The sequence below is a fragment of the Microbulbifer donghaiensis genome, from assembly GCF_900129095.1.
GTDB lineage: Bacteria > Pseudomonadota > Gammaproteobacteria > Pseudomonadales > Cellvibrionaceae > Microbulbifer > Microbulbifer donghaiensis.
On sequence record NZ_FQVA01000001.1, the window covers coordinates 676,296 to 702,390 of the forward strand.

The following is a 26,095-nucleotide window of genomic DNA, read 5'->3' on the forward strand; positions in this document are numbered from 1 at the left end:
AGCAAACTGTGTTCCCGCCGCTGAAACAGCGGGTCAGCCGCAGGTTATCATCAGTAGCCAGTAGCTGCCCAACTCTATTTCCAGCCCGGGCTTCCGCCCGGATCGGCGTGCAGAAACCTGCGCTGTTATGCGGGTTCAGCCAATTCCTGTCGGTTTTCCCCCTCTTGCCGGACATGCTGCGCCGATTCCACCTCGTCCGCCCGGACCTTGTGGAAAATCGCGTAGAACACCGGCACCGCGATCAGGGTCAGCACGGTGGCAAAGCCGAGACCACCCATGATGGTCACCGCCATATCCGCGAAGAAGGCATCGAACAGCAGCGGTGACATACCCAGTATCGTGGTTACCGCCGCGAGGAACACCGGGCGCAGACGGCTGACACTGGCCCGCCGGATCGCGGTCAGACGCGGCAGGCCCGCGTGGGTCTGCACTTCAATTTCGTCTACCAGCACCACCGCATTCTTGATCAGCATGCCGGACAGGCTGAGCACCCCCAACAGCGACATAAAGCCAAACGGCAGGCCAGAAATCAGCAGACCGACCACTACCCCCACCAGCGACATGGGCACCACCAGCCAGATTATTACTGGCTCCTTGACGGTACCAAACAGCAGCACCGAAATCAGGATCATGATCAGGAAGCCGAGCGGCAAGCCCTTGCCCAGCGACTTCTGCGCGTCTGAGGAGCGCTCGAATTCCCCGCCGAATTCCAGCCGGTAGCCGGGCGGCAGCGACAGCTGCTCCGCTTCCGTGCGAAGGCTCGCAAAGGCTGCTATCGCCGTCACGCCCTCTGGCGCATCGCCGCTGATGGTGACGGTAGGGACGCGGTTGCGGCGCTGGATCAGCCCCTCTTCCGCCGTGGTTTCGAACGATTCCACCAACTGCCCGGCCGGGATATAACCGCGCTCATTCGGACTCCACACCAGGCGATCCTGCAGGGAGCCCACCTGATTGCGGTCACGCTCTGGCAGGCGCGCGACTATCGGGATGATCCGATCGCCGCTCTCGAAACTTCCAACGCGGTAGCCGGCAGTGGCGAATTGCAGTGTGCGGCTGATATCGGCCCCGGTCACTCCCGCCACCCGCGCCCGCTCGTCGTCGAGGCGTGCCAGGATGGTCGGCTCCCGCGTGCGCCAGTCCTGGCGAATATCCTCCAACCCCTTCTTGCGGAACACATCCTCCACATTACCGGCCACGGCGCGCAGCGTATTGAAGTCCGGACCGGAAATCCGCACCTCCACATCCGCGCCCCCGCCGGGACCAAACACCAGCCGCTTGAAGGTAATCAGCGCCTCCGGGTGCGCATTGCGTAATTCCGTTTTCGCGCGCTCAATCAGAGCCGCGATCTGTTCGCGGTTTTCCGTGCGCACGATCAACTGGCCGTAAGCGGGGTTCGGCGGCTCTGGCGCATAGGTCAGCATAAAGCGGTCGGCACCGCGCCCGGCCACCGCAGTCACCGACACCACCTCTTCCTGCGCCTGCATGAATGCCGTCGCCTGCTGCAGGGCACTCTCGGTCCGGTGAATGTCGCTGCCCTGCGGCAGGAAATAATTTACGTAAAAGAGTGGCGCATTGGAGTTAGGGAAAAAACCCTGTTTCACGAAACCAAAGCCAAAGTAACTGAGCAAGGTCACCACTACCAGCAAGGCAACCGTGCGGCCGCGGTGCTGAAGCGCACCGGAAAGCGCGCGCCCATACATGCGATAAAAACGCCCACCGTAGGGATCCTCGGCGCCCGCATCTTTTCCAGGTTTGAACAAGTGATAGCCAAGGTACGGCGTTATAGTAATCGCCAGCACCCAGCTCAGCAGCAGGGAGATACCGATCACCGCGAATAGCGAGAAGAGGAATTCACCGGTGGCATCGCTGGACAGGCCAATGCCCGAGAACGCCATAATGCCGATAATGGTTGCGCCCAGCAGCGGCCAGAAAGTCTGGCGCACCACGCGGCCGGCGGCACTCTGCGGTGACTCTTTTTTCTGCACCCCCATCAGCATACCCTCGGCGACCACGATGGCGTTATCCACCAGCATACCCATCGCAATGATCAAGGCCCCGAGGGAGATGCGCTGCAGGCTGAGACCGAACAGGTTCATGATCAGTACCGTGCCCAATACGGTAAGGGCAAGCACAGTGCCGACGACTACCCCGGAACGCCAGCCCATAAACACGCACAGCACCAGGGTTACGATGATCACCGAGGAGATCAGGTTGAACAGGAAGCCGTCGACACTCTCCTCGACCACGCGATGCTGTTCGTAGACCGGATGTATCTCGATACCGAGCGGCAAGCCCTGCTCGAGCTGGGCGAGCTTTTGCTCCACCGCCTCTCCCACATCGACGATATTGGTGTTCTGCGCCCCGGCGACGCCGAGCAGAATGGCCGGCTTGCCATTGTAGCGGGCGATAAAATCGGGGTTGTCATCGTAACCGAGGGAGACGCTGGCAATATCCCGCACCGCCAGCATCGAAGTGGAACCCGGCACCCCCACCAGAATATTGCGGATCGATTCCAGGTCACTGGCCTGATTGTCGACCACGATGCGGGTGCGGAGGTCGCGGCCTTCGATTTCGGCCACTGGCTGAGTGCTACTCTCCGACTGCAGCACCTGCGCCAGGTCGTCGAGTGAGAATCCGAAGTGCGCAAGGCGCGCTTCGTCGATATCGAGATAGGCAACCTCATTGATAACCCCGGAACGCGATACCTTGGCCACACCCTCCACGGTGAGCAGCTCGCGGCGAATCACCTTGGTAATCTCGCGCACCTCCGTCGGCGAGAATCCCTCACCGGTCACCGCATAGTAGATACCGAAAACCTCGCCGAAATCGTCATTGACCAAAGGCTCGCCGGCACCGCGCGGCAGCTGTACCTGGGCATCGCGCACCTTGCGGCGCAGCTCGTCCCAGACCTGCGGCAGTTCAGCGGAAGCGTACTGATCCTCAATTTCCACACGGATTTCGGACATGCCCGGACGGGATGTAGAAGTAATGCGCTTCAGCTGCCCCATCTGCTGGATGGCGACCTCGAGTTTTTCGGTAACTTCCTCCTCTACCTGCCGCGCACTGGCGCCCGGGTAGGCAGTAAATACACGGGCCTGCTTGATGGTAAAGGCTGGATCCTCGAGGCGGCCGATATCTGCCACCCCCCACAATCCCCCAACCAGGCAGATCAGCATCAACAGCCAGCTGTAAACGGGCCGCTGGATAAATACATCAGAAATCTTCACAACACTTCCCCACCTTTGTCAGTGGCCGACAGATTTACTGCGAGGCTTACTGCGCGTAGTTGCGCACTTTGGCCCCTTCATAGAGGTGCTGACCACCGGCGGCTACCAGCTTCATCGACGGTTCCACGCCCGCGGTAATCTCCACCACGTCGCCATTGGTGCGCCCCAACTCAACCGGGGTTTTCGATACCGACTGGTCGTCGCGGATCAGCCAGATGAAAGGCGAACCGTCTGCGCTGTTCTGCACCGCGGACAGCGGCACCCACAGCTCGCCCCGGGCCTGGTTGAGAGTCAGGTTCACCCGGGCGGTCATGCCCGGCAGTATCTGCACATTTTCCGGCCGCGGCATACCCAGCTCGACGATATAGGTTTGGGTGACGCTATCCGCCTCCGCCTGATGTTCGCGGTACTCCAGCGGAAACTCCCGTCCCGGCAGGAACTCAAAGGCCGCGGTAATGGCGCCCACTCGCTCCCGATTCGCCGTGGCCAGCAGTTTTTCCGGCACAGAAACCTGGATACGTACTTCCGACACATTCTGCAGGCGGACTATGCCCTGCCCCGGCTGTACATTGGTGTAGTTCTCCACCAGCTTGCGCGTCACCAGCGCATCGAAGGGGGCCTGCAGTTTTGTGTAAGCCAGATCCTGCTGGGCCTTCTCCAGCGTTACTTTCGCGAGATCGTAGTTGGTCTCGGTTTCGTCCAGCTGTTGCTGCGAAATCACATTGCGATCCGCCAGGGAGCGCTGGCGGGCAAGCGTTTTTTCCAGCAGCCCGAGATTAACGCGGGCCTCTTTAACCCGGCGAAGAAAGTCGCGGTCGTCCAGGGTCGCGATCAACTTGCCCTTGGGAATAATCTCTCCTTCGCGAAACTGCAGTTGATCCAGTTTTCCGCCCACCTGAAACGACAGGTCCACGGTCTGTACCGCCTTGACCCGCCCGGCAAACTGGCGCCGGCTGCTCTCTCTATCGCTGGAAACAGTAGCGACTTTTACCGGCCATAAGCGCTCGGCCTGCTGTGCGTCGTCGCCGGAATCGGAGCAACCCACAAGGGCCGCCGCGGCCGCCAGCAGCAAAGCCAATGGGAAATGGACATTACCGGACAATTTCATATTCAGTACCCAGAAACTCGAGTTGGGGATTACAGGGGTCAACAAGCAGAATCAGTCGAGGTCGGCCGCCAGCTTCAGCAGGCGTTTGTGCAGGCGCTCGAAAATGGGGTCATCGGAATCCATCACCCCGAGTACGCGCCCGAGAAACAGGCCGCGGGCGGCTGACAGCAGCAACAGAGCCATTTCCGGGTCACTGCAGTTATTCAATAACTCGCTGCGGACCTTGGCCTCTTTGGACTTGATCGGCTCCAGCAGCGCCGGATCTTCAGCCACCGCAGCGATCAGGGCGCGCGGCAGGCTCTCCTCGTCCTCCATCAGCGCAAACATTGAGTGAATACGGGATGCCAGTGGTCCGCCGGTTTCGCCACCGCTGGCGGCATACTCCGCTGCCAATTCCGCCTCGCAGCCGATTGCCGATTCCAGCATCGCCTGCAGCAGCGCCTGCTTGGTGCGAAAGTGGTGCAGCAGCCCGCCCTTACTGAGGCCGCACTGCGCCGCCACCGCATCCAGGGTGAGCTTGCGTGCGCCCTTCTCCCGCACCACTTCTTCTGCGGCGCGAATAATGGCCTCTTTATCGATCTTGGACATGTGACCTCCCGGACACCTCTGGTCAAAACCAACCAACTGGACGGTATGTTATCAGCGCAATGGGGGACGTCAAGCGGGCGCCGCCTCGCGCAGCACACTATTCTGCGGAAACGTATCTGTGCGGCGCAGAGACGCCATTCCGCTGCGGGGCCTTCTATCGCGCCCCGAGACGGGTACACTCGCATCGCCGCAGAAGCCTGCGGCACCTCAGAAGAACGTCGAACAGCCGGCAACAGACAGGAGTCACCTATGTCAGAACAACCTTGCCCCTGTGGCTCGGGCAAACCATTGGCCGCCTGCTGCGGGCTCTACCTGTCCGGCCAGGCCTATCCCAATACGGCTGAAGCGCTGATGCGCAGCCGCTTTGCGGCCTTCGCCAGCGGCAACCTGGCCTATCTGCGCAAGACGTGGGATCCGGACACCTGCCCGGAACTGGACAGTGATGACCTGCAGACCCAGTGGACCCGACTGGAAGTCATCAAGAGCAAGCAGGGACTGAAAAGGTCGATCGTGGAGTTTAAGGCGTGGTACCTGGAGAACGACGTCGAACACGAGATGCACGAGATCTCGCTGTTCAAGCCGCACAAGAAACGCTGGGTCTATGTCGGACCACTGACCGGCTGGCCGTGAGATAACCATGCAGCCGGAACTTATTTATGAAGACGACCACCTCATTGCCGCCTACAAGCCCGAAGGCTGGCTGGTACACCGCTCCGAGATCGACCGTCACGAGGAGCGCATACTGCTGCAGTACCTGCGCGACCTGGTCGGCTGTCACCTGTACCCGATCCACCGTCTCGACAAACCCACCTCCGGCGTCATCGTCTTCGGCAAGAGTGGCGACATCGCCGCACAGGTGCAGGCCCAACTGGAAAGCGACGACTCGGTGAAGAAATACATCGCCATCTGCCGAGGCTACTGTCCGGAGGAAGGCGAGATTGATTACCCCCTGCCACCGGTCGCCGACTTCAAACACCAGCGCAGGCGTCCCAGGGCCGACCTGCCCCGCCAGGCCGCGGTTACGCTGTTCCGCAGGCTCGGCACCGTCGAACTGCCCTATGCCGTCGATCGCTATCCGAGCAGTCGCTACTCCCTGGTGGAGATTCAGTTGAAGACCGGCCGCCGCCACCAGATTCGCCGCCACTTCAAACATATCCACCACCCGCTGATCGGCTGCCCCAAATACGGCAAGTCGACGCACAACCGATTTTTTGCCGAGCAATACCACTGCGGCAGGCTACTTCTCCACGCCCTGCAGCTGGAACTGGATCACCCGGTGACCGGTAAGCGGCTGCACCTGGTCGCACCACCGCGGGGATGCCTGTTATCGCTGATAGAGAAATTCGGCTGGCAGCTGCCCGATTAAACGGCTAACCGTCGGCGGCGCACGACCGGTTAGTCCCTCTGTTCATTTGGCATTGCTCCGCAGTTGCTACTGCGATCCGCTGGAGCCAAGCGACGCCATTGTCTAGGCTTTATACATCTATGCGCCAATCAGAAGGCTGCCGCCGAGCCGCGCCAGTCATCCGCGTGCGGCCACTGAGCGGACAGGGATGCCCGAAGTTTACTCACCGCTGTGTGGAGGCTCCCTTGTCGTCGCCCAGTTGGAACGAAATCATCGTCCGGCCGACATCCTTCGGCTCCCCACTCGTCTCTGCTGCGATCAGCCTGCCGCCGTCTCCCGATGCAGGTGTTGCATCGCTCGTGACAAACCGGGTGTTCGCGGCTGACCACCACGGCTGCATCGCTATCACCCGCGCTCCAGGGGCAGTCATTTCAACCAAATCCCTGCCTGCAACACCCAGGAATCGCGAATGAACGATCCCTTTAACCTTCAGCGCTTCCTCGACGCACAGAGCGAAAAATACGAAACTGCACTGGCAGAGCTCACTGCCGGGCACGAATACTCGCACTGGATATGGTATGTATTTCCGCAGATCGCCGGGCTGAGGGACAGCGATATGGCCCTGCGCTACGCGATTACCGGGCTGGAGGAAGCCAGGGCCTACCTCGCACATCCGATTCTCGGCGAGCGCCTGAAGGAGTGCTGCCAGATATTGCTGCAACTGGAAGGGATGACGGCCTACGATATTTTCGATGGCCCGGATGACATGAAGGTCAGATCATCGATGACCCTGTTTTCCGCAGTGGAAGGTGGGCACACAACGTTCAATGAAGTGCTGGAAAAGTACTTCCAGGGCAAGGTGGATGCGCGGACACTGGAGATTCTGGAGAGTCAGAAACAGTGATACCTATATAGTCGCCCCGCCCATCCCGCGGAGCGACTTTGCATGAAGTGCGGCACCCAATTAACCGGCAAATTCGTGGCAATACCAGGACTTGAAATGAGCGACCCATTTGACCTGCAGCGCTTTGTCGAAGCCCAGAGCCACAATTACGATGCGGCGCTGGCAGAGCTTTCTGCCGGACAAAAACGTTCCCATTGGATGTGGTATATCTTTCCGCAATTCCGCGGCCTGGGGCACAGCGCCATGGCGCAGCGCTATGCCATCAAGGATCTCGAAGAGGCGCGCGCTTATCTTGATCACCCAGTCCTCGGCCCCAGATTGAAAGATTGCTGTGAACAACTGCTGCAGGTGGAAGGCAGGTCGGCGCATGAAATCATGGGCAGCCCGGACGATATAAAGCTCCGCTCCTCGATGACGCTGTTTTCCGTCGTAGAAGATGGAAGCAGTGTGTTCGATCGGGTGCTGAACAAATATTACGACGGCCAGCCGGACTCGCGCTCACTCGAAATAATCAACGACCTCGATCAATCCTGAAATCCATTCGTTCAATCAGGCGTGCTTCGTATGAGATGCGCTGCAAGCGCAATTTCAATATCATGCAGGCGCTTAAGCTTTAAGATTAGTTCCTCAATGTGTTTTGGAAACGAGCCTTCATGATAAAAAGAATTAAGTGCGCAAACTCCCCTCTTTTCACCCAGTACATGCTGGTCGCCGCGTTTCTGGTCTCGCATTCAGCTTATAGTGCGCCCCAACTACAGGCGCCACTGCCGACCTTGTTGCCGTGGCAGGGAGAGTCCGAACAACTGATCGTGAGCGAGGGTGACTGGGTGACGCCCGCAGAGGCCGGTGGTTTCAGTACCACCCCCGATTATCAACAGACCCGCGCCTTCATCGATCGCCTGGCCAAGGCCAACCCGGATATAAAAACCCAGGATATCGGCAGCTCAACCGGCGGGCGCAAGGTGCAGCTGGTGACACTCACCGCGGGCGGCAGCGATCCCAAGACCAACGGCAAGCCGACCCTGCTGGTACAGGCCGGTATCCACTCCGGCGAAATCGATGGCAAGGATGCGAGCCTGATGCTGTTGCGCGATTACGTGAACGGCGATCGGGAACTGCGCCAACTGATCGAGCGCGTGAACCTGCTGCTTATCCCGATTCTGAATGTGGACGGTCACGAGCGCGCCGACCTTTATACCCGCATGAACCAGCGCGGCCCGGATAACGCCGGCTGGCGCACCAACGGCAACAACCTGAATATCAATCGCGACTACAGCAAGCTCGACACGCCTGAGCTGCGCGCGGTGATGGAGGTGATCAATACCTACCAGCCGGAACTGTACCTGGATATCCACGTCACTGACGGCGAGGACTATCAGTACGATATTACCTTCGGCTACAACGGCGCTTTCGCCAGCGACTCGCCGGCTATCGCCCAGTGGCTCAAATCCAGCCTGCAGGACAGGCTCGATACCGCACTGACAGCCGCCGGCCATATTCCCGGACCGCTGATCTTCGGCGTGAATTCACAGAACTTTGCCGACGGCATCAGCCACTGGACCGCCAGCCCGCGCTTCTCCAATGGTCTCGGCGACCTGCGCCACACCCCCACGGTGCTGGTGGAAAACCATTCGCTGAAACCCTATCGGCAGCGGGTACTGGGCACCTATGTATTTATTGAGGCCGGACTCAGGGCACTGGCGGAGGACGGAGAGACAATCCGCAAGGCCATCACCAGCGATCGGCAGCGCCGCCCGGAAAACCAGGTACTGGCGTGGGGCAGCAACGAAAAACCCGATCTAACCGTATACGCCGAAGAACCCTTCAAGGGCATCGCCTACCGGAAGGAAAAGAACCCGATCACCGGCAGTGAGCAGGTCGTATGGCTCGGCGAAGCCAAGGACTACCCCGGCCTGCCGGTGTTTGTCGACGACGTAAAAGCGGTGGAAGTGCGCGTGCCCAGGGCGTTCTACCTGCCGAAGAACGAAAAGCTGGTGCTGGAGCGCCTGAAAACCCACGGCATCGAAGTCAGTGAGCCCAAAGGCCAAACCGCCAAGCTGACCCGGTTTAGCGTCGACAACCACAAATTCGCGGACAGCCCCTTCGAGGGTCACTTCCGCGTCAGTGGAGAATTCAAGGAGGATCAGGTCGAGGTGCCGCTCGCTGACTATGTGGAGATCAGCACCGACCAGCCGCTGGGCCGCCTCGCCGTGGCATTGCTGGATCCGCGCGGACCGGATTCCTTCTTCCAGTGGGGATTCTTCAACCAGATATTCCAGCGCACCGAATACTACGAGCCCTATGCGCTGGTACCGCTGGCAGAACGAATGCTGGAGCAGAACCCGGCCTTGAAAAAAGAGTTTGAACAGCGCCTGCAGGACAAGGCATTTGCCGAGGATCCCAGGGCGCGCATGAACTTCTTCTACGAGCGCAGCCCCTACTACGACCAGGCCTATCTGAAGTATCCGGTGCTGATGAAATACTAACGGCCCGTTACGGGAAACCCGGCCGGATAACCGGCCGGGGCCCTACCGACTATTCCCCTACCAAAGTCTGGATCCGCAGATACTCCCGGCCATCCTCGCTGAGCAACCTTGCCAGTGACGGCAGCAGCTCGTCCATGGTGGCTTTCAGTGTCCACGGCGGATTTACCACGATCATGCCGGAGGCGGTCATGCCATGGCCGTCGGTGTCGGCACAGATACCCAGCTCGAACTGTTCGACGCGGCGAATACCGGAGGCAATGATCTGCTGCTCCAGCTGGTCGATACGCCTGCGCTCGACTACCGGATACCAGAGCGCCACGGTGGCGGTCGGCATTTTCCGATGGATCAGCTTGAGCGCGTCAACCACGCGCTGGTAGTCCTGTTTCAACTCATAGGGCGGATCGATGAGTACCAGGGCCCGGCGCGACGGCGTCGGCAGCAGCGCGGCGAGTCCCTTGAAGCCGTCCTCATCGCGGATATATACATTTCGGCCACTGCAGGCCCGGCGCAGCTGCTCGACATCGCTCGGGTGCAGCTCGTACAACCAGGCCTTGTCCTGCGGGCGCAGCATGCCGCAGGCAATGGCGGGCGAGCCCGGATAAACCTGCAGCGGGCCAGCCGGGTTGTGCGCCAGCACTTGCTTTAAGTAAGGCCGCAGCGCCGGCAGGCCGGGATCACCGGGCAGCAGGCGCCCAATGCCATTGGCATATTCACAATTCTTTGCCGCCAGAGCGTCGCGCAGGCGATAAAGACCGGCGCCCGCATGGGTATCGATATAGTCGAGAGGTTTGTCTTTCTTCTGCAGGTAGGTAAGGATTTCCACCTGCACGAGGTGCTTCAACACATCGGCAAAATTGCCGGCGTGAAAACCGTGGCGATAACTGAGCATGGGACCGGCTGGATGATCTCGGGAAGTCAATCGGGCCTGTGACCCGAGCGGGCCATCGCGGCTGTGGAGAGTAGCCCTTGGGGACGGGCCGCAAGCCGGCTCACCAGGGATCTCGCGCGTAATCTATTCCGCTGTTGAGGTGGTGTAAACAAAATTTTGCAGACGCCAGCGCACCCGGTCGGACAGACCTACACAGGCCAGCTCTGACTATCGGCCCCTGAGCAGACACCGGCCCAGTATCTGGCGGCGTTCGATTGTAGCGACGCCTAGGCCTGCACCTCACCGAGAAACTCGCTTTCTGCCGCCCGGGGAAATCCATCGAAGACGCCCAGTTCATCGCCCAGCAGCCGGAGCCTGTCTGCACTGATCTGACCCTGCTCACACAGTGCCGCGAGCGCGGCGTAGGCGATACTGGGTGCATCCACCTCGAAGTGCTTGCGCAGGTGCTGCCGGGATTCGCACACCCCGAAGCCGTCGGTCCCCAGCGGAACATAGTGCCCCGGCACCCAGCGCGCGATACTCGCCGGCAGTGCGCGCATGTAATCGCTACAGGCCACTATCGGGCCCGCTACTGAGCCGAGCACCTGCTGCAGATAGGAAGTGTGCTGCTCCTCGGGCTGCATCCGCTTCAGGCGCTCTGCCCGCTCCGCATCCCGCGCCAGCTCCGTATAACTGGTCACGCTCCACACGTCCGCGGAGATACCGCGATCGGCGAGCAGTGCCTGGGCTGCCAGCACCTGCTGCATAATGCTGCCACTGCCGAACAGCTGCACCGATGGCTGCGCGCGTTCGGCGCTGTCCGCCGGGCGGAAGAGGTAAATGCCCTTTTTCACCCCCTCCTCGATGCGCGCCTGTTCTGCGGGGATCGCCGGCATCGGATAGTTCTCGTTGTAGACGGTGATGTAGTAGAAGACCGGCTCGCCCCGCTCGTACATCACCTCGATGCCGTCGCGCAGCAGTATCGCCAGCTCGTAGGCAAAGGCCGGGTCGTAGCTGCGCATATTCGGCACCGTCGATGCCAGGATGAGGGAATGGCCGTCCTGGTGCTGCAGGCCCTCGCCGTTCAGCGTGGTGCGGCCTGCCGTGCCGCCGAGCAGGAAGCCGCGGCACATGCTGTCGGCGCAGCCCCAGATCATGTCCCCCACCCGCTGGAAGCCGAACATGCTGTAGAAGATATACAGCGGTATCGTCGGCACGCCGTGGTTGGCATAGGCGGTACCGGCGGCCAGGAAGGAAGCCATCGCACCCGCCTCGCAGATACCCTCCTGCAGAATCTGCCCGTCGGCTTTCTCGCGGTACGGCAACAGGCTGTCGGCGTCCACCGGCAGGTACTTCTGCCCACCGGGGGCGTAGATACCCGCCTCGCGGAACAGTGCCTCCATACCGAAGGTGCGCGCCTCGTCCGGGACAATCGGCACTATGTACTTGCCGACATTCTTGTCCTTGATCAGCTTGGCCATCATGCGCACCACCGCCATGGTGGTGGAAAGCGCGCGATCGCCGCTGCCCTTATTGAACTCAGCAAACAGTGCGCCGTCCGGCGCCTTCAATGGTGGACAATCCACCCGGCGGTACGGCATACCGCCGCCGAGCGCGCTGCGCTTTTCCCACAGATAGCGCAGCTCCTCGGAGCCCTCCGCCGGACAGAAGAAGTCGGCCTGCGCCAGCTCCTCGTCCGCGAGCGGAATGCCGAGCTTCCTGCCGATGCTGATGCGCTCTTGCGTGGAAAACTGTTTCTGCTGGTGGGCGGTATTCTTGCCCTGGGTCGAGTCACCGAGACCGTCCCCTTTCACCGTCTTGACCAGTATCACCGTCGGCTTGCCGCTACGTTGCGCGGCCCGGGCGAAGGCGGCATAGATCTTTTTCGGGTCCTGACCGCCGCGCTTGATCTCCCTGACCTCTTCATCGGTCAGGCTGCTCATAAGGGCCTGTAACTCGGGCGAGTTTTCCACCCAGTGTTCGCGCTGGGCGCCGCCGGGCCGGGTGGAGTACAGCTGATAGTCGCCGTCGAGAGTTTCGTCCATGCGTTTCTGCAGCACACCGTTGCGATCATTCTGCAGCAGCGTGTCCCAGCCACTGCCCCACACCACCTTGATCACCTGCCAGTCGGCGCCGCGGAAACTGCGCTCCAGTTCCTGGATGATTTTGCCGTTGCCGCGCACCGGGCCATCCAGGCGCTGCAGATTGCAGTTCACCACCAGCACCAGGTTGTCGAGATTTTCCCGCGAAGCGATATTGATGGTGCCCAGCACTTCCGGTTCGTCCGCCTCGCCGTCACCGATAAAGTTCCAGACCTTGCCGCCGTTGTCCGGCTTCAGTCCCCGGGCTTCGAGGTATTTGGCGAAGCGCGCCTGGTAGATGGCGGACGGGGTCGAGAGTCCCATGGAAGCGGTGGGCGCCTGCCAGAAGTCCGGCATCTGCCGCGGGTGCGGGTAGGACGACAGACCGCCACCCGGCTGCAGCTGGCGGCGGAAATTCCGCAACTGCTGTTCGCTGAGCCGCCCCTCCAGAAAAGCGCGCGCGTAAATACCGGGCGCCGCGTGGGCCTGGACGTTGAGCAGATCACCACCGTAGTCCGCGTCGCGGCAGCGGAAGAAATGATTGAAGCCCACCTCGAGCATAGTGGCGGTGGAGGCATAGGTGGCGATATGACCGCCCACACCGGTGCCGCTATCGGCGGCCTGCAACACCATGGCGATAGCATTCCAGCGGATCATATTTTCGATCCGCTGCTCCATCTCAAGATTACCGGGATAAGCCGGCTGTTCGGAAAGCGGTATCGTGTTTCGATAGGGAGTATTCAGCGGTGCCTCGTCCAGCGGCACACCGCGCCTGACCAGGCGCTCCTGTAGCGACCGCAATATCTCCTGGGCGCGGTCGGCGCCCTGGTAGCGCAGGATATCGTCCAGCGATTCCAGCCATTCCTGCAGTTCTAAATCCTGATCCCCAATGAAGTCGTGCGGGCTGACTTGCATATTCACGATGCGCAATTACCGGTTCGGTTTTTATCGGAAAAGCCACATCGCAGTCGGGGCCCGGGCAAGATTGAAAGCGCGTTCAATACTGCCCGGGGCCCGCCCTGCGATGGCGATATTTTTATTGTCAGGAATAAAGCGGCTGACTATCAGAGGATAGTGACCAGGGCCTGATCCAGGTCCGCCTTGATGTCCTCGGCATTTTCCAGGCCGACCGCCAGCCGGATCAGCGTGCGGGAAATACCCGCCTCCGCCAGCTCCTCGGGTGCATAGGTGGAGTGCGTCATGGATGCCGGGTGCTGGATCAGCGTCTCGGCGTCGCCGAGGCTGACCGCGCGCTTGCACATCTTCAGCTGGTTGATAAACGCCACGGCCTGCTCGAAGCTGCATTTCAGCTCAAAAGCCATCACGCCACCGGCGCCCTGCATCTGCGTGCCGAGCAGGCGGTAGCCGGGGTGATCCGGCAGACCGGGATAGTAGACTTTCTCGATGGCGCCGTGGCCCTGTAGGTATTCGGCCACCACCTGCGCATTTTCACAGTGGCGCTGCACGCGCAGGTGCAGGGTTTTCAGGCCGCGAATCACCAGCCACGCATCGTGGGGGCTCATTACCGCACCCATGTCTTTGCGCGTGGTCATCTTGATGTGATCGATGAGCGCGCTGGGCCCGCATAGAATGCCGGCCACTACGTCGCCGTGGCCGTTCAGGTACTTGGTGGCGGAGTGCAGCACCAGGTCGATGCCGTGGGTCGCCGGGCGCTGCAGGATCGGCGACATAAAGGTGTTATCGATCACGGTGATGATGCCGTGTTCCTGGCCGATCGCCGCGATGGAATCCAGGTCGATCACCGTCAGGCACGGGTTGATCGGCGTCTCACCGTAAATCACTTTGGTATTCGGCTTAATAGCCGCGCGCACGGCCTGCGCATCCGCCAGATCCACGAAGCTGACTTCGATACCAAACGCGGGCAGCTGATGATTGAACAGCGCAAAGGTGCAGCCGTACAGGCGGTGGGAAGTAATCAGGTGGTCGCCGGCTTTCAGCAGGCCGAAAACCGCCGCGGACACCGCACCCATCCCGGAACCGAAAGCGGCCGCCGCCTCGGTTTCCTCCAGCACGGCCATGCGCGCTTCCAGCTCATCGACGGTCGGGTTGCCCAGGCGGGAGTAGATATGGCCCTGGGCGTCACCGGCAAAACGGTCCGCGCCCTGCTGCACATCGTCGAAGACAAACGTCGACGTCTGGTAGATCGGCGTCGACAGCGGTCCGTGTTCGCCCTGAGACTTCTTACCACCGTGGATGGTATTGGTTTCGATGTTCTTAGATTCCCACATATGTGCCTCTACTTATCGTTATTAATCCGATGAGCCACACATGTGCGGCCCATCTAGGGTTCCGGCAAGTCCAGCTGTGTCGTCTGCTTCAGTACCTTCAACACGATGCTGGTATGGATCCGGGCGATGCCCGGCAGAGGTATCAGTCGCGTGGCGATGAAGCGGTCGAGTGCGCGGTTGTTCACGGTGGAGACCTTGATCATGTAGTCGTACTCACCGGTAACGTGATAGCACTCGAGGACTTCCGGCATGGCCACCAGGCGATCCAGTACCTCGGCGATGCGTTCGTGCTGGTGCAGCTCCAGCGCAATCTCGATCAGGGCCAGGTTGTCGTGGCCCAGCTTTTCCCGATTGAGCATTGCGGCGTAGCCGCTGATATAGCCCTCCTGTTCCAGCCGCCTGACCCGCGCCAGCGTGGCTGGTGGCGACAGGTGCACGCGATCAGACAATTCCACATTGCTGATCCGCCCATCGGCCTGGAGGACCCGCAGGATGGTAATATCCGTGCGATCCAGCGACGAAACTGAGTTTAACATTGAGCAACCTTTACGGATTTAAATTAGGCAATTACCACATTATTCCGAATATTATTAATTCGCAAGCTGGATCCGCGAGGGAGAGCGAAGAATATTCCGTTGCCGACTGAGCGGGCTTGCCGATTGTTAGGCGGGATCGGGGGTTGCCGAGGGCTGCTTCGGGAGAGACTCGCGGCCGACCATCGCGCCCATTACGTCACCAAGGCAGACTTTTGCCAATCGGCCCAAACGATTACCCTGACCGGAATCAATGGAACAGAACAAAAACGAAGGGAGCAGCGATGAGCCATCAATTGCCCTACGGACTGGAGCAGTACGGAATCCGATTGCGCCGCATAGCCACCAACGGCATCCACCTGAATGTCGCCGAGGCCGGCGACGGTCCGCTGGTGTTCCTGCTGCACGGCTTTCCCGAGTGCTGGGCCAGCTGGGGACCGCAGATCAAGTTTCTTGTCGACCAGGGCTATAGGGTCGTGGCACCGGAAATGCGCGGCTACGGCGACAGCGACGCCCCCGAGGACATCACCGCCTACGATACCGTGGAGTTGGCGGCGGACGTGATCGGCCTGCTCGACGCCTACGATCAGGAGCGCGGCGTGATCATCGGCCACGACTGGGGCTGTATCGTCGCCTGGCATACCGCCTGGCTGCACCCGGAGCGCATCAAGGGCGTCGGCGGCCTCAGCGTGCCCTGGTTCGGGCGCGGGCAGACCGACACTTTAAGCGCGCTGAAGCGGCAGATGGGCGATAACTATTTCTACATCATCGATTTCCAGAACGCCGCCGCCCACGAGGCCCTGAACCGTGACAAAGGAAAATCACTGGAAGCGATCCTCACCGGCCATTTTGACCTGCTCGGGCAGAAGGCTGGCGACCAGGGCCTGCTGGAACGCATCACCATGCCGGCACGGCGCCCGGACTATATGCCGCAGGATTTCCTCGATTACATTACCAGCCGCTACCAGCGCCACGGCTTCGAGCCGGTACTCAACTGGTACCGCAACTTCGAACGCACCTGGCAGCGCACCGCCGACCGGGATGGACACACCATCACCGTGCCGGCCATGTACCTGACCGGCAGCAAGGACTGGACCAACCGCTACGCCGACAGCATCGGTCTGGACATGCACGAGCGCTGCAGTGACCTGCGTATCAATGAAGTGATCAAGGCCGGACACTGGCTCGGGCAGGAGGAGCCGGAGTTGGTCAATCGCAAGATTGCCGAGTTTCTTGCGTTGATCGGCCACTGACCGTTGGCCTGATTGACCCCAGAGGATACGCTTGTAATTTTGGTAACTTGTCTGAGTGCTTTGAAAAGTAGCAACTAAATGCAACAAGTCGGCTGCCGCTGCTGCAACAACAGGTAATTTAATATTTCGATACGGTGATTCGTTTCATCGCACTCGAAGTGGCACATAACCGGACCAGGCTGTACAAGCCGGCATCGCCATGCGTGAATCACGGAAGCAATTACTCATAAAAGCAATTAGTCATAAAAACAAGGAAGGATAGATAAGTGAAGGATTCGAAAGCGTTTTGGGACAAAACCGCACCTCGATACGCCAAAAGCAAGATCCGGGATGAGAAAACTTACCAAAAGAAACTGGCACTCACGCAGGAGTACTTCCGACCGGATTGGTCTGTCTTAGAGTTCGGCTGCGGCACTGGCAGTACGGCAATTATCCACGCGCCCCACGTCAAGCATATTATCGCCACCGATATATCGGACAAGATGCTGGATATTGCCAGCCGGAAGACAAGGGCAGCAGGCATTGAAAACATCAGTTTTCACCAGGGCACACTGGATAGCCTCGATCTGGCAGCAGAAAGTTTTGATGCCATTCTGGGCCTCAACGTCCTACATCTCCTCGAAGACGTGGATATCACGATTACACGAGTGCACGAGTTACTGAAGCCGGGCGGCGTCTTCGTATCCAGCACCGCGCTGATCGATGAAATTGCCCTCTATTGGAGATGGTTGATTCCCGTTATGCAGTTCGTGAACCTCGCACCTTATGTGAATCGCTTTACCAGGCAGGGTTTCGTCTCGAAACTGGTCGATGCAGGCTTTAACCTCGAGCTCGAATGGCAGCCGGGGAAAGGATCGATTTTTATCGTTGCCCGGAAGTGTGCATAAGCAAGGCTACCCCCAATGGCAAGGAACTGAAATTCCGGGGTATGGAAGTTAAATAACAAACTGGTAAATTGCGCGCCTGCAGTGCCAGACGCAGCTGTACTGCGCTGGTTGCCGAAGGAATAGTGGTCCAGCACCCACCCCTCGACGGCTGGCCTCATTACCAGCCAGCCGGAAAACTGGCTAGCATTAGAACGATTTCAGGTAGGATGCGGTCGCCGCTGGCGTCTCAACACGCTTGATCGAGATCAATCCAACCGCGGCGATGACGGCTATGCTTGCCGCGAGTCAAATAGCGGGGAAGCCCATGCAATCCAACTTCCAGAAACTAATCGAAGCCGCCCAGAACCAGCCCCAGCCGCAGCGACTGCTGTTCCTGCTGGCAAAGGCAGAGCGCAACAACAACCCGAAGAAGTCCACCGCCAAGGGAGCCATCACACCGGTGATGTGTGTGGACAAGCTGCCGGAGGAACTCTCCAGCTTTGCCGACTTCATCGCCGAAGCCGACGGGATCGACACCAGCTGGAACATGATCCTGATCGCCGGCCTGAACGGGGAGAACGGCCAGGCGCCGACCACCGAGGAGGCCGAGCCGCTGTTGAACAAGATGGCGAATGACCTGATGCAGGGGCAGGACCTCTCCCGCTACCTGATTCTGGACCGGGAAGAAAACCAGATTGAAATGATGCCGCGCTAACCGCGAGCAGCCCGCCTGACCTCCGCGCGCCGGCTTACTGCAAGCCGGCGCGTGCGGTCATCAGCCCCGCCCTGCGTTTCTTCGGGCAGCAGGCCTCACACCACCGTAATCAGCGCCTTGGCACCGTCCTGTGCCAGCAGTTCACCGATCGGCTCGATGCCGAAGCCGTCGCGGCGCAGCAGTGCCTGCACGCGCGCCTCGGCCTCCGGCGCAACCGCCAGCAACAGGCCGCCACTGGTCTGCGGATCGCACAGCAGCTGTTGCTGTTCTTCACTTAGTGCACCAACCTTGTGGCCGTAGCTGTCAAAATTGCGCCCGGAGCCCCCGGGCACACAGCCCAGCGCACGGTAGTGCCGCGCCGCCTCGATCACCGGCACCGCGGAATATTCGAGCCGGGCGCAGAGGCCACTGCCCTCGCACATTTCCGCCAGGTGTCCCAGCAGCCCAAAACCGGTGACATCGGTCATAGCCCGCACACCGTCGATCTGCGCCAGCTCGGCGCCGATGCTATTCATCAGGCACATGCTGTCGCGGGCCAGGTGGGCGTGTTCCGGTTGCAGCTTCTTCTGCTTCTGCGCGGTGCTCAGCACGCCCACGCCCAGGGGCTTCGTCAGGTAGAGCCGGTTGCCCGCCTCGGCGGTGTCGTTGCGCTTGAGTTGCTCGATGGCCACGGAGCCGGTCACCGCCAGGCCGAAGATCGGCTCCGGCGCGTCGATGCTGTGGCCACCGGCCAGCGGAATACCGGCCTCGCGACAGGCCTGGCGGCCGCCATCCACCACCTCACGGGCGATCTCGGCCGGCAGCACATTGATCGGCCACCCCAGAATGGCGATGGCCATTAGCGGCCTGCCACCCATGGCGTAGATATCGCTGATAGCGTTGGTGGCGGCGATGCGGCCGAAATCGAAGGGATCGTCCACGATCGGCATAAAGAAATCGGTGGTACTGATCACCGCCTGGCCGCCGCCGATATCGTATACGGCGGCATCGTCGCGGGAGCCGTTGCCCACCAGCAGGCGGTCACCCGCCGCGCACGGCTCGGCGGGCAGCTGGCTCTGCAGGATCACATCCAGCACGGCAGGGGAAATCTTACAGCCGCAACCGGCGCCGTGACTGTATTCGGTAAGCTTGACGGTCTCGCTCATAACCGCTGGAGGCCTTCGATTTGGATTGGAGCCGCTATCATACGAATTCTGCCGCCAACACAAAAGGTGGCCGGTGGCGAGGTCACAGAAAGCCACAGAGGCTGACGGTAGTAACCGCGTTTTTGAGCCAGACTGTTGGGGCAGTTTCCAGCCCAGATTAGTTTCCCCTCGCAGGAGCAGCCAGGGACAATGGCAGAATCCAAGACACCCCTCACGCGGTCCCAGAAACTGGGCTTGGTGGCACTGACTTTCGCGATCTTTCTGATCGGCAACGACTTCACCGCCTTCTCCGTTGCCGTGCCCGCCATCGAGAAACACTTCAATTCAGACATCACCACGACACAGTGGGTCATCAACGGCTACGCCCTGGTGTTCGGCGTCTTGATCGTATCCGGTGGTCGGCTGGCTGATATGTTCGGGCGGCGGCGCATCTTCTTTATTGGCACCGCAATATTCGTGGCCTTCTCGGTATTGGGCGGACTCGCGGTAGATATCTGGATGCTGTTAATTTGCCGCTGCCTGATGGGAGTCGGCGGTGCAATGATGTGGCCATCCGTTTTGGGCATGACCTACAACCTGATGCCAAAGGATCGCGCCGGCCAGGCCGGTGGCCTCATTATGACAGTTGCCGGTGCTTCCAACGCGATCGGCCCCCTGCTCGGCGGTACACTGACCGACGTCCTGAGCTGGCGCTGGATATTCTTTATCAACCTGCCCATCGCCGCGCTGGCGGTTTTTATCTGCTGGAAGGAGATCGCCGACGACAGGCCGGAAGATCGCCAGGAGCGCATCGATTATGCCGGCGTGACCACCTTGTCGCTGTCTCTGTTCGGCCTGCTACTGGCACTGGATCTCGCTGTAGACCTGAGTTTCAAGAACCCGCTGATCATGATGCTCCTTGTCGCTTTTTTCGTATTCATGGGTATTTTTATCAAGGTGGAAGGTCACAAAGGACGCAGTGGATTGATCCCCGAAGACGTGGCCAGCAACCGCAAGTTTTTCGCTGCCGGCCTGACGACCCTGCTGCTGTCGGTGATTTTCTTCGCCGCCCTGCTGTACATTCCGCAGTATCTGACCAAGGTAAAGGGCTTCTCGGCGATGGGCGCCGGCGCCGGGCTGCTGCCGATGATGGTGACCTTCGCACTGATGTCTTACCAATCGGGGCGGCTCTACGAAAAGCTCGGTGCCAAGCTGATCATCACGGCCGGCATCATCTGCCTGGGCGGTGGCATGTTTATGTTGTCACACCTGCACAAGCAGACAGAATTTTCAGCGCTGGTACCGGGCATGATTGTACTGGGCGCCGGCATCGGCCTCTTCTACCCGACAATTACGACCGCCGCGATTACCTCCGTGGATCCGAGCAGGTCGAGCCTGGCCGGCGCCATTCTGTATATGTTCCAGATTGCTGGCGGAGCCATTGGCCTCGGCATGAACACCACCATTGTTGCGATGGCACCAGATATTTCGACGGGTATTGACCGCGCATTTACCGTCAATTCCTATCTCGCGCTGGCGGGGCTGATTGTGTGCTTACTGTTTGTGAGCGGTAAACCGGCCGAGCAGACACAGTAGAACCAGGCCAAATAGGCGAGCACACTTCTCAACCTGGATTTTTCAGGATCATAAAATGACTCAAGTCATGAAACTGGCCGATGGCCGTCAGCTGACCTACGACATATTTGGCGATCCCCACGGAGTACCCGTGATCTTCAGCCACGGGTACTCAGACTCGCACCTAATCCGCCACCCGAACGACTTCCTCACCCGTTCAATCGGCGTGCGCTGGATTGCCGCCGATCAGCCGGGCGTCGGTGGATCAACCGCAAAGAATGGACGCAGAATGGTCGACTGGGGTGCAGACATGGAACAGCTGGCGAATCACCTCGCTCTCGACAGATTCAATGTTGCCGGACACTCGGGCGGCGGCCCGCACGCCCTGTCAATCGCCTACCGCATGCCGGAGCGGGTCGGGAAAGTCGTGCTCGCATCACCGGTAGCCCCATTTGACGACAAGGCCGTGACAGGCATGCTGGTGTTAAACGAACTCAAGGCCATTGTAAAGATGCGACACCTCCATCACGTCTTGCGCTGGCTGCTGAAAGCGGAGGCCAGAAGAATCAACAAAAACATCCCCGCGTACGTAGCCGCCACCGCCAAAATGCTACCGAGGGAATCCAGGACGATTCTACGCAACCCTGCTCAGCAAGCGCTGTTCGAAGACAACTTCCGGGCCGCCTTCGCGCAAAAGGAAGAAGGCATCTATGAAATGACCCTCGCGTTGTGGAACTGGGGATTTTCGCCGCGTGACATTCGCCCACCAGTGGAGATTTTCTATGGCAACAACGATGGGATCATCTCCCCGCGAATGCCACTATACCTTTCCGAGCAGCTTCCATCGGCCAAGGCACATGAATGGAATGGAGCAAATCACTACAGTTTCGTCGATGAGGACTGCTGGATTGATTTCATCACGGCCGCCCGGGGATAAAAATGATCCGCCGTCCATCGAGCGGCCAACGCAGAGTAAACAATTGGTTCTCATCCTAACAGAGACACTGAAGTGTTACTCGGCAACTGACTTTCAGCCGCGTGCCTGCGACCCTTGCCAACGCTAGTCGGCCGCAGACCATTGAGGCGCAGAGAACTACATAGCATGGCGGGAAAGGTCGCACTGTTGCGCCAGACTGTCAGGGCAGCATTCACCCAGATGATTCACCAGCGGTAAAGCGGGCAGCGGTTATGGCGCAATCCAAGACGCCCCTTGCAAGCGCTCAACGGTTAGGCTTGACGGCGCTGATTTTCGCCATTTTTCTGGTCGCCAACGATTACACCATTTTCTCCACCGCCCTGCCGGCGATAGAGCAAGAATTTCACACCGACATAACTACCACCCAGCAGGTCATCAATGGCTACACATTGGTCTTCGGCGTATTGATTGTGTCCGGCGGGCGACTGGCAGACCTCTTTGGGCGACGGCGTATCTTCTTTGTTGGCGCGGCGATTTTTGCCACTTTCTCACTGCTCGCTGGGCTCGCAGTTGAAATCTGGATGCTGCTACTGTGCCGGGCGCTGATGGGTATCGGCAGCGCGATGATGTGGCCATCCATTATAGGGATGACCTACCACTTGATGCCCGGCAATCGAGCCGGCCACGCCGGCGGCCTGATAATGACCGTCTGCGGCGTTGGCAATGCCGTTGGCCCGATTCTCGGCGGCACTCTCGCCGACATATTGAGCTGGCGATGGATCTTCTTTTTGAACCTGCCTATCGCCGCAGTGGCCATTTTTTTATGCTGGAAGGGGATCACAGACACCAGGCCGGAGAATCGCGGTGAGCATCTCGATTACGCCGGCGTAACATCACTGTCATTGTCCCTGTTTGGCTTGCTTCTGGCCCTCGATCTGGCGGTGGATATTGGCTTCCAGAGTCCGTTGACGTTGGCTCTATTGGGCGGGTTTCTACTATCTATGTGTATTTTCCTGCGGGTGGAACGCCGCGCAGGGCGCAATGCGCTGATCCCGAAGGACGTAGCCAGAAACAGAAAGTTTTTCGCCACGGGCATTGCAACCTTGTTGCTGGCAGTGATTTTCTTTGCCCCACTGCTATACATCCCCCAATTCCTGAGCAAGGTACACGGATTTTCGGCAATGCATGCGGGCATGGGACTGCTGCCGATGATGGTTACTTTTGCCGTCGCATCCTATGGTTCTGGGCAACTGTACAACAGGCTCGGAGCCAAGCCGATCGTATCGGCAGGTGCGGTATGTATGTGCATCGGCATGTTTGTGCTGTCGTATTTGCATGAACAAACACAATTTACGGCGTTGATACCGGGATTGGTGGTGGTCGGCGCCGGTATCGGTCTTTTCTATTCAACCGTTATTACCGCCGCGGTCACCGCGGTGGATCCCAGCAGATCGAGCCTGGCCGCTGCCATTCTGTTCATGTTCCAAGTTGCGGGTGGCTCCATAGGGCTCGCTATGAATACCACTATCGTCGCCATGTCTCCGGATCTAACGACGGGCATTGAGCGGGCATTTACCGTCAATGCCTATCTCGCCCTGGCGGGTCTTATCGTCTGCCTGCTCTTCGTGAGCGGCAAGCCCGTTGAACTGGCGCAAAAGGTCCGGGACAAGTAGCGCCTCGCCAATTTAATTGCCACCGGACATTAATTATGAGAGTTATTGGATCTCAGAACATACTGTAAAAGGAGTGTAATCAACCACTTGAATTACACTTCTATAGCCACGGTACAGTAGTTGCTGTACTGTAGAATCTTTCAGCGTTATCTGAGGGTTGCATGTCTACGGATCTCATCGATGCACAAGTGTCCCCAACCGGGCAGTTCGATATTCTATCCAAGTACGAAATCAACAAACTCAGCTGCGAAAGCCGCGGCCCCCAGTACCAGACTTTCCGCAACTGTTCCCTGGCCGTACTCAGCAGCGGCGGCCACATGGTCGACGGCAAGGAGCTCCTGGAAACCTATGCCGACTTCGATATCTCCGTTATCCCGACCGAACGCAGCGTAAAGCTCCAGGTCAAAAATGCCCCTGCCATTGCCTTCGTCGACGGCAAGATGATTCGCGGTATCGCCGAACATCTTTTTGCCGTACTCCGCGACATTATCTACGTGAACAGCGAAATCACCGGCGACCCGCGCTACGACCTGGTATCTGCACAGGGAGTTACCGACGCGGTATTCCATATCCTGCGCAATGCAGGCACTTTTGACCGGACCCGCGTCCCGCGGCTGGTGGTCTGCTGGGGCGGGCACTCGATCTCGGGCGAGGAATACGATTACACCAAACAGGTGGGCTACGAGCTGGCATTGCGACATCTCGATATCTGCACCGGTTGTGGTCCTGGCGCGATGAAAGGCCCGATGAAAGGCGCCACAATTGGCCACGCCAAGCAGCGCGACCGGCACGGTCAGTACCTCGGCATTTCCGAACCGGGCATCATCGCGGCAGAGGCGCCAAACGCTATCGTCAACCAGCTTGTCATCATGCCGGACATCGAGAAACGACTGGAGGCTTTTGTACGCACAGGCCACGGAATTATTGTATTCCCTGGCGGCGCGGGAACCGCCGAGGAGATTCTCTATCTTCTGGGAATACTCCTGCACGAAGACAACAGGAAGCAACCCTTCCCGGTGATTTTTACCGGGCCGGCGAGCGCCGCAGATTATTTTATTCGCATCGACCAGTTTATTGCCTCGACCCTGGGTGAGGAAGCGAGATCCAGGTACCAGATCATTATTGATGACCCTGAGAAGGTGGCACGGCAAATGGCCGCGGGCATTCAGGAGGTGCGGCAACACCGCAAGGAGAGCGGCGATGCCTATTACTTCAACTGGCAACTGAAGGTATCAACAGAGTTCCAACGGCCGTTTGCCCCCACCCACGAGAATATGCGCGGCCTCGAGTTACACAGAAACCAGGAACCTTACCTGCTGGCTGCCAACCTGCGCCGCGCGTTTTCCGGTATCGTCTCCGGCAACGTCAAGGACGAGGGTATCCGTACGGTGGAGAAAAATGGCCCATATGAACTGTGTGGAGACCCGGCAATAATGCATAGCATTGATACTTTGCTGGAGTCCTTCGTGAAACAGCAGAGAATGAAACTTCCTGGAAAAGAATACATTCCCTGTTATCGGATCAGTGAAGGCTAACAGTTAAAGCATCCAATAAATCGGGTCAGATTAACGTTCTGGTACGACATGCACCAAAACAAAGGAACGTCACAATGGCTATCTGACCCCATTTAATTCCGGAATCACCTCCTGGAGCGCTGTCGATCGGCAAATCGAACAAGTGGGCACCCTATTTATCGCATTGTTATCATTATCAAGCCCCATAAGTTTGCCCTACTTCCAACTGGACCCGCCAATGCCCAGCAGCAACGGCTCCAATGCCTCCTGCTACACTGGGGGGAGGCTGGAAGCACACCGAGTATCTACCGGCACCCGCTGTATGCGTGTTTATCCCTGTGGAACCTGCGTTCATGAGCGATCCCGACCGCACCCGGATTACCCCCTCCCGCAAGATCTATGAACACCTGGATGAAGCCAGCCTGGAGCTGGAGAAACACTACACTCCCGGCGGCGCTTCCGACCGTTTTGCCATGGCAATGGTCAAGATGCTGCGCTTTATTGCCGATACCTTTTTCGCCAAACGTTACGGAAACCGCGCCATTGTTCTGGAAACAGTTGCCGCAGTACCGGGCATGGTCGGCGGCACCCTGCAACACCTGAAATGCCTGCGCCGGCTGTGCGATGACGAAGGCTGGATTTTCACCTTGCTGGACGAGGCGGAAAACGAGCGCATGCACCTGATGGCATTTATGGAGATCATCCACCCCGCCTGGTACGAACGACTAATTGTGGTGATTGTGCAGGCGATCTTCTACAACGCCTTTTTCCTCTTATACCTGATCTCCGACAAGACCGCTCACCGTCTGGTAGGTTACTTCGAGGAGGAGGCGGTAATAAGCTACACGCTATACCTCCAGCGCATCGACAGCGGTGACGAGGAAAATGTGCCGGCGCCGCAGCTCGCGATCGACTACTGGGGGCTGCCCGAAGATGCTCGCTTGCGTGAGGTCGTGGAGGTGATTCGGGCTGACGAGGTGATGCACCGCGATACCAACCATCGCTTCGCCGACCGGATTGCGGCAGGACAGCATTATTAACGACGGCAATTATTCTCCCCGCTGTCGACA

General features: G+C 59.2%; 21 protein-coding genes. 13 read left to right on the plus strand and 8 right to left on the minus strand.

All coding sequences use genetic code 11. From position 1 onward, the window contains the following. Positions 1-125: 125 nt before the first annotated feature. From BUC36_RS02825 to BUC36_RS02835, 3 genes are read right to left on the minus strand one after another with little or no spacing between them, the layout of a single operon-like run. Complete coding sequence (locus BUC36_RS02825; protein WP_073271232.1) at positions 126-3,227, minus strand: efflux RND transporter permease subunit; 3,102 nt, start codon at positions 3,225-3,227, stop codon at positions 126-128. 46 nt (positions 3,228-3,273) lie between these two features. Next, positions 3,274-4,335: an efflux RND transporter periplasmic adaptor subunit gene (locus BUC36_RS02830; RefSeq protein WP_073271234.1), complete on the minus strand. Its 1,062-nt coding sequence runs from the start codon at positions 4,333-4,335 to the stop codon at positions 3,274-3,276. A 51-nt stretch (positions 4,336-4,386) separates the two neighbouring features. Beyond that, positions 4,387-4,923 carry a TetR/AcrR family transcriptional regulator gene (locus BUC36_RS02835; RefSeq protein WP_073271236.1) on the minus strand — a complete coding sequence of 179 codons (537 nt, stop codon included), beginning with the start codon at positions 4,921-4,923 and terminating at the stop codon, positions 4,387-4,389. 249 nt (positions 4,924-5,172) lie between these two features. On the opposite strand from BUC36_RS02835, the gene BUC36_RS02840 reads away from it, so the two are divergent. From BUC36_RS02840 to BUC36_RS02860, 5 genes are all read left to right on the plus strand, one after another. Next, positions 5,173-5,553, plus strand: coding sequence for a YchJ family protein (locus tag BUC36_RS02840; protein ID WP_073271238.1), 381 nt, complete (start codon positions 5,173-5,175; stop codon positions 5,551-5,553). A gap of 7 nt (positions 5,554-5,560) precedes the next feature. After that, positions 5,561-6,289 (plus strand): pseudouridine synthase, encoded by a 729-nt coding sequence (locus BUC36_RS02845; RefSeq protein ID WP_073271240.1) that lies wholly within the window; start codon positions 5,561-5,563, stop codon positions 6,287-6,289. A gap of 448 nt (positions 6,290-6,737) precedes the next feature. After that, a complete protein-coding gene (locus tag BUC36_RS02850; protein ID WP_073271242.1) occupies positions 6,738-7,172 on the plus strand; it encodes a DUF1810 domain-containing protein in 435 nt (144 codons plus the stop codon). Between the two features lie 42 nt (positions 7,173-7,214). Then, the gene (locus BUC36_RS02855; protein ID WP_234994872.1) at positions 7,215-7,706 is read left to right on the plus strand and encodes a DUF1810 domain-containing protein; all 492 of its coding nucleotides are present in this window, start codon (positions 7,215-7,217) and stop codon (positions 7,704-7,706) included. Positions 7,707-7,825: 119 nt separating this feature from the next. Beyond that, complete coding sequence (locus BUC36_RS02860; protein WP_084535530.1) at positions 7,826-9,658, plus strand: M14 family metallopeptidase; 1,833 nt, start codon at positions 7,826-7,828, stop codon at positions 9,656-9,658. Positions 9,659-9,707: 49 nt separating this feature from the next. Here the strand turns inward: BUC36_RS02860 and BUC36_RS02865 are convergent, their stop codons facing one another. From BUC36_RS02865 to BUC36_RS02880, 4 genes are all read right to left on the minus strand, one after another. Further along, on the minus strand, positions 9,708-10,547 hold the full coding sequence (locus BUC36_RS02865; protein ID WP_073271248.1) for a 23S rRNA (adenine(2030)-N(6))-methyltransferase RlmJ: 840 nt from the start codon (positions 10,545-10,547) through the stop codon (positions 9,708-9,710). 266 nt (positions 10,548-10,813) lie between these two features. Beyond that, complete coding sequence (gene aceE, locus BUC36_RS02870; protein ID WP_073274485.1) at positions 10,814-13,522, minus strand: pyruvate dehydrogenase (acetyl-transferring), homodimeric type; 2,709 nt, start codon at positions 13,520-13,522, stop codon at positions 10,814-10,816. Between the two features lie 149 nt (positions 13,523-13,671). Continuing rightward, the gene (megL, locus tag BUC36_RS02875) at positions 13,672-14,856 is read right to left on the minus strand and encodes a methionine gamma-lyase (protein ID WP_073271250.1); all 1,185 of its coding nucleotides are present in this window, start codon (positions 14,854-14,856) and stop codon (positions 13,672-13,674) included. Positions 14,857-14,909: 53 nt separating this feature from the next. Further along, positions 14,910-15,392 (minus strand): Lrp/AsnC family transcriptional regulator, encoded by a 483-nt coding sequence (locus BUC36_RS02880; protein WP_073271252.1) that lies wholly within the window; start codon positions 15,390-15,392, stop codon positions 14,910-14,912. Positions 15,393-15,673: 281 nt separating this feature from the next. Here BUC36_RS02880 and BUC36_RS02885 point away from each other — a divergent pair, with 281 nt between their 5' ends. The 3 genes from BUC36_RS02885 to BUC36_RS02895 all read left to right on the plus strand — a co-directional run bounded on the left by BUC36_RS02885 (position 15,674) and on the right by BUC36_RS02895 (position 18,223). Then, positions 15,674-16,642 (plus strand): alpha/beta fold hydrolase, encoded by a 969-nt coding sequence (locus tag BUC36_RS02885; RefSeq protein ID WP_073271254.1) that lies wholly within the window; start codon positions 15,674-15,676, stop codon positions 16,640-16,642. Positions 16,643-16,908: 266 nt separating this feature from the next. Continuing rightward, positions 16,909-17,529, plus strand: a complete 621-nt coding sequence (locus BUC36_RS02890; protein ID WP_073271256.1) for a class I SAM-dependent methyltransferase — start codon at positions 16,909-16,911, stop codon at positions 17,527-17,529. A gap of 304 nt (positions 17,530-17,833) precedes the next feature. Further along, complete coding sequence (locus BUC36_RS02895) at positions 17,834-18,223, plus strand: ribonucleotide reductase subunit alpha (protein WP_073271258.1); 390 nt, start codon at positions 17,834-17,836, stop codon at positions 18,221-18,223. A 95-nt stretch (positions 18,224-18,318) separates the two neighbouring features. On the opposite strand, the gene selD is transcribed toward BUC36_RS02895, so the two are convergent. Further along, entirely contained in the window at positions 18,319-19,368 is a 1,050-nt protein-coding gene (selD, locus tag BUC36_RS02900) for a selenide, water dikinase SelD (protein WP_073271260.1), read from the minus strand. Positions 19,369-19,557: 189 nt separating this feature from the next. On the opposite strand from selD, the gene BUC36_RS02905 reads away from it, so the two are divergent. The 5 genes from BUC36_RS02905 to BUC36_RS02925 all read left to right on the plus strand — a co-directional run bounded on the left by BUC36_RS02905 (position 19,558) and on the right by BUC36_RS02925 (position 26,065). Next, positions 19,558-20,943: an MFS transporter gene (locus BUC36_RS02905; RefSeq protein ID WP_073271262.1), complete on the plus strand. Its 1,386-nt coding sequence runs from the start codon at positions 19,558-19,560 to the stop codon at positions 20,941-20,943. A gap of 55 nt (positions 20,944-20,998) precedes the next feature. Then, positions 20,999-21,859 (plus strand): alpha/beta fold hydrolase, encoded by an 861-nt coding sequence (locus BUC36_RS02910; protein WP_073271264.1) that lies wholly within the window; start codon positions 20,999-21,001, stop codon positions 21,857-21,859. Between the two features lie 251 nt (positions 21,860-22,110). After that, a complete protein-coding gene (locus BUC36_RS02915; protein WP_073271266.1) occupies positions 22,111-23,511 on the plus strand; it encodes an MFS transporter in 1,401 nt (466 codons plus the stop codon). Positions 23,512-23,672: 161 nt separating this feature from the next. Further along, positions 23,673-25,046: a nucleotide 5'-monophosphate nucleosidase PpnN gene (gene ppnN, locus BUC36_RS02920; protein WP_073271268.1), complete on the plus strand. Its 1,374-nt coding sequence runs from the start codon at positions 23,673-23,675 to the stop codon at positions 25,044-25,046. A gap of 332 nt (positions 25,047-25,378) precedes the next feature. Further along, on the plus strand, positions 25,379-26,065 hold the full coding sequence (locus tag BUC36_RS02925; RefSeq protein WP_084535533.1) for an alternative oxidase: 687 nt from the start codon (positions 25,379-25,381) through the stop codon (positions 26,063-26,065). Positions 26,066-26,095: the final 30 nt, after the last annotated feature.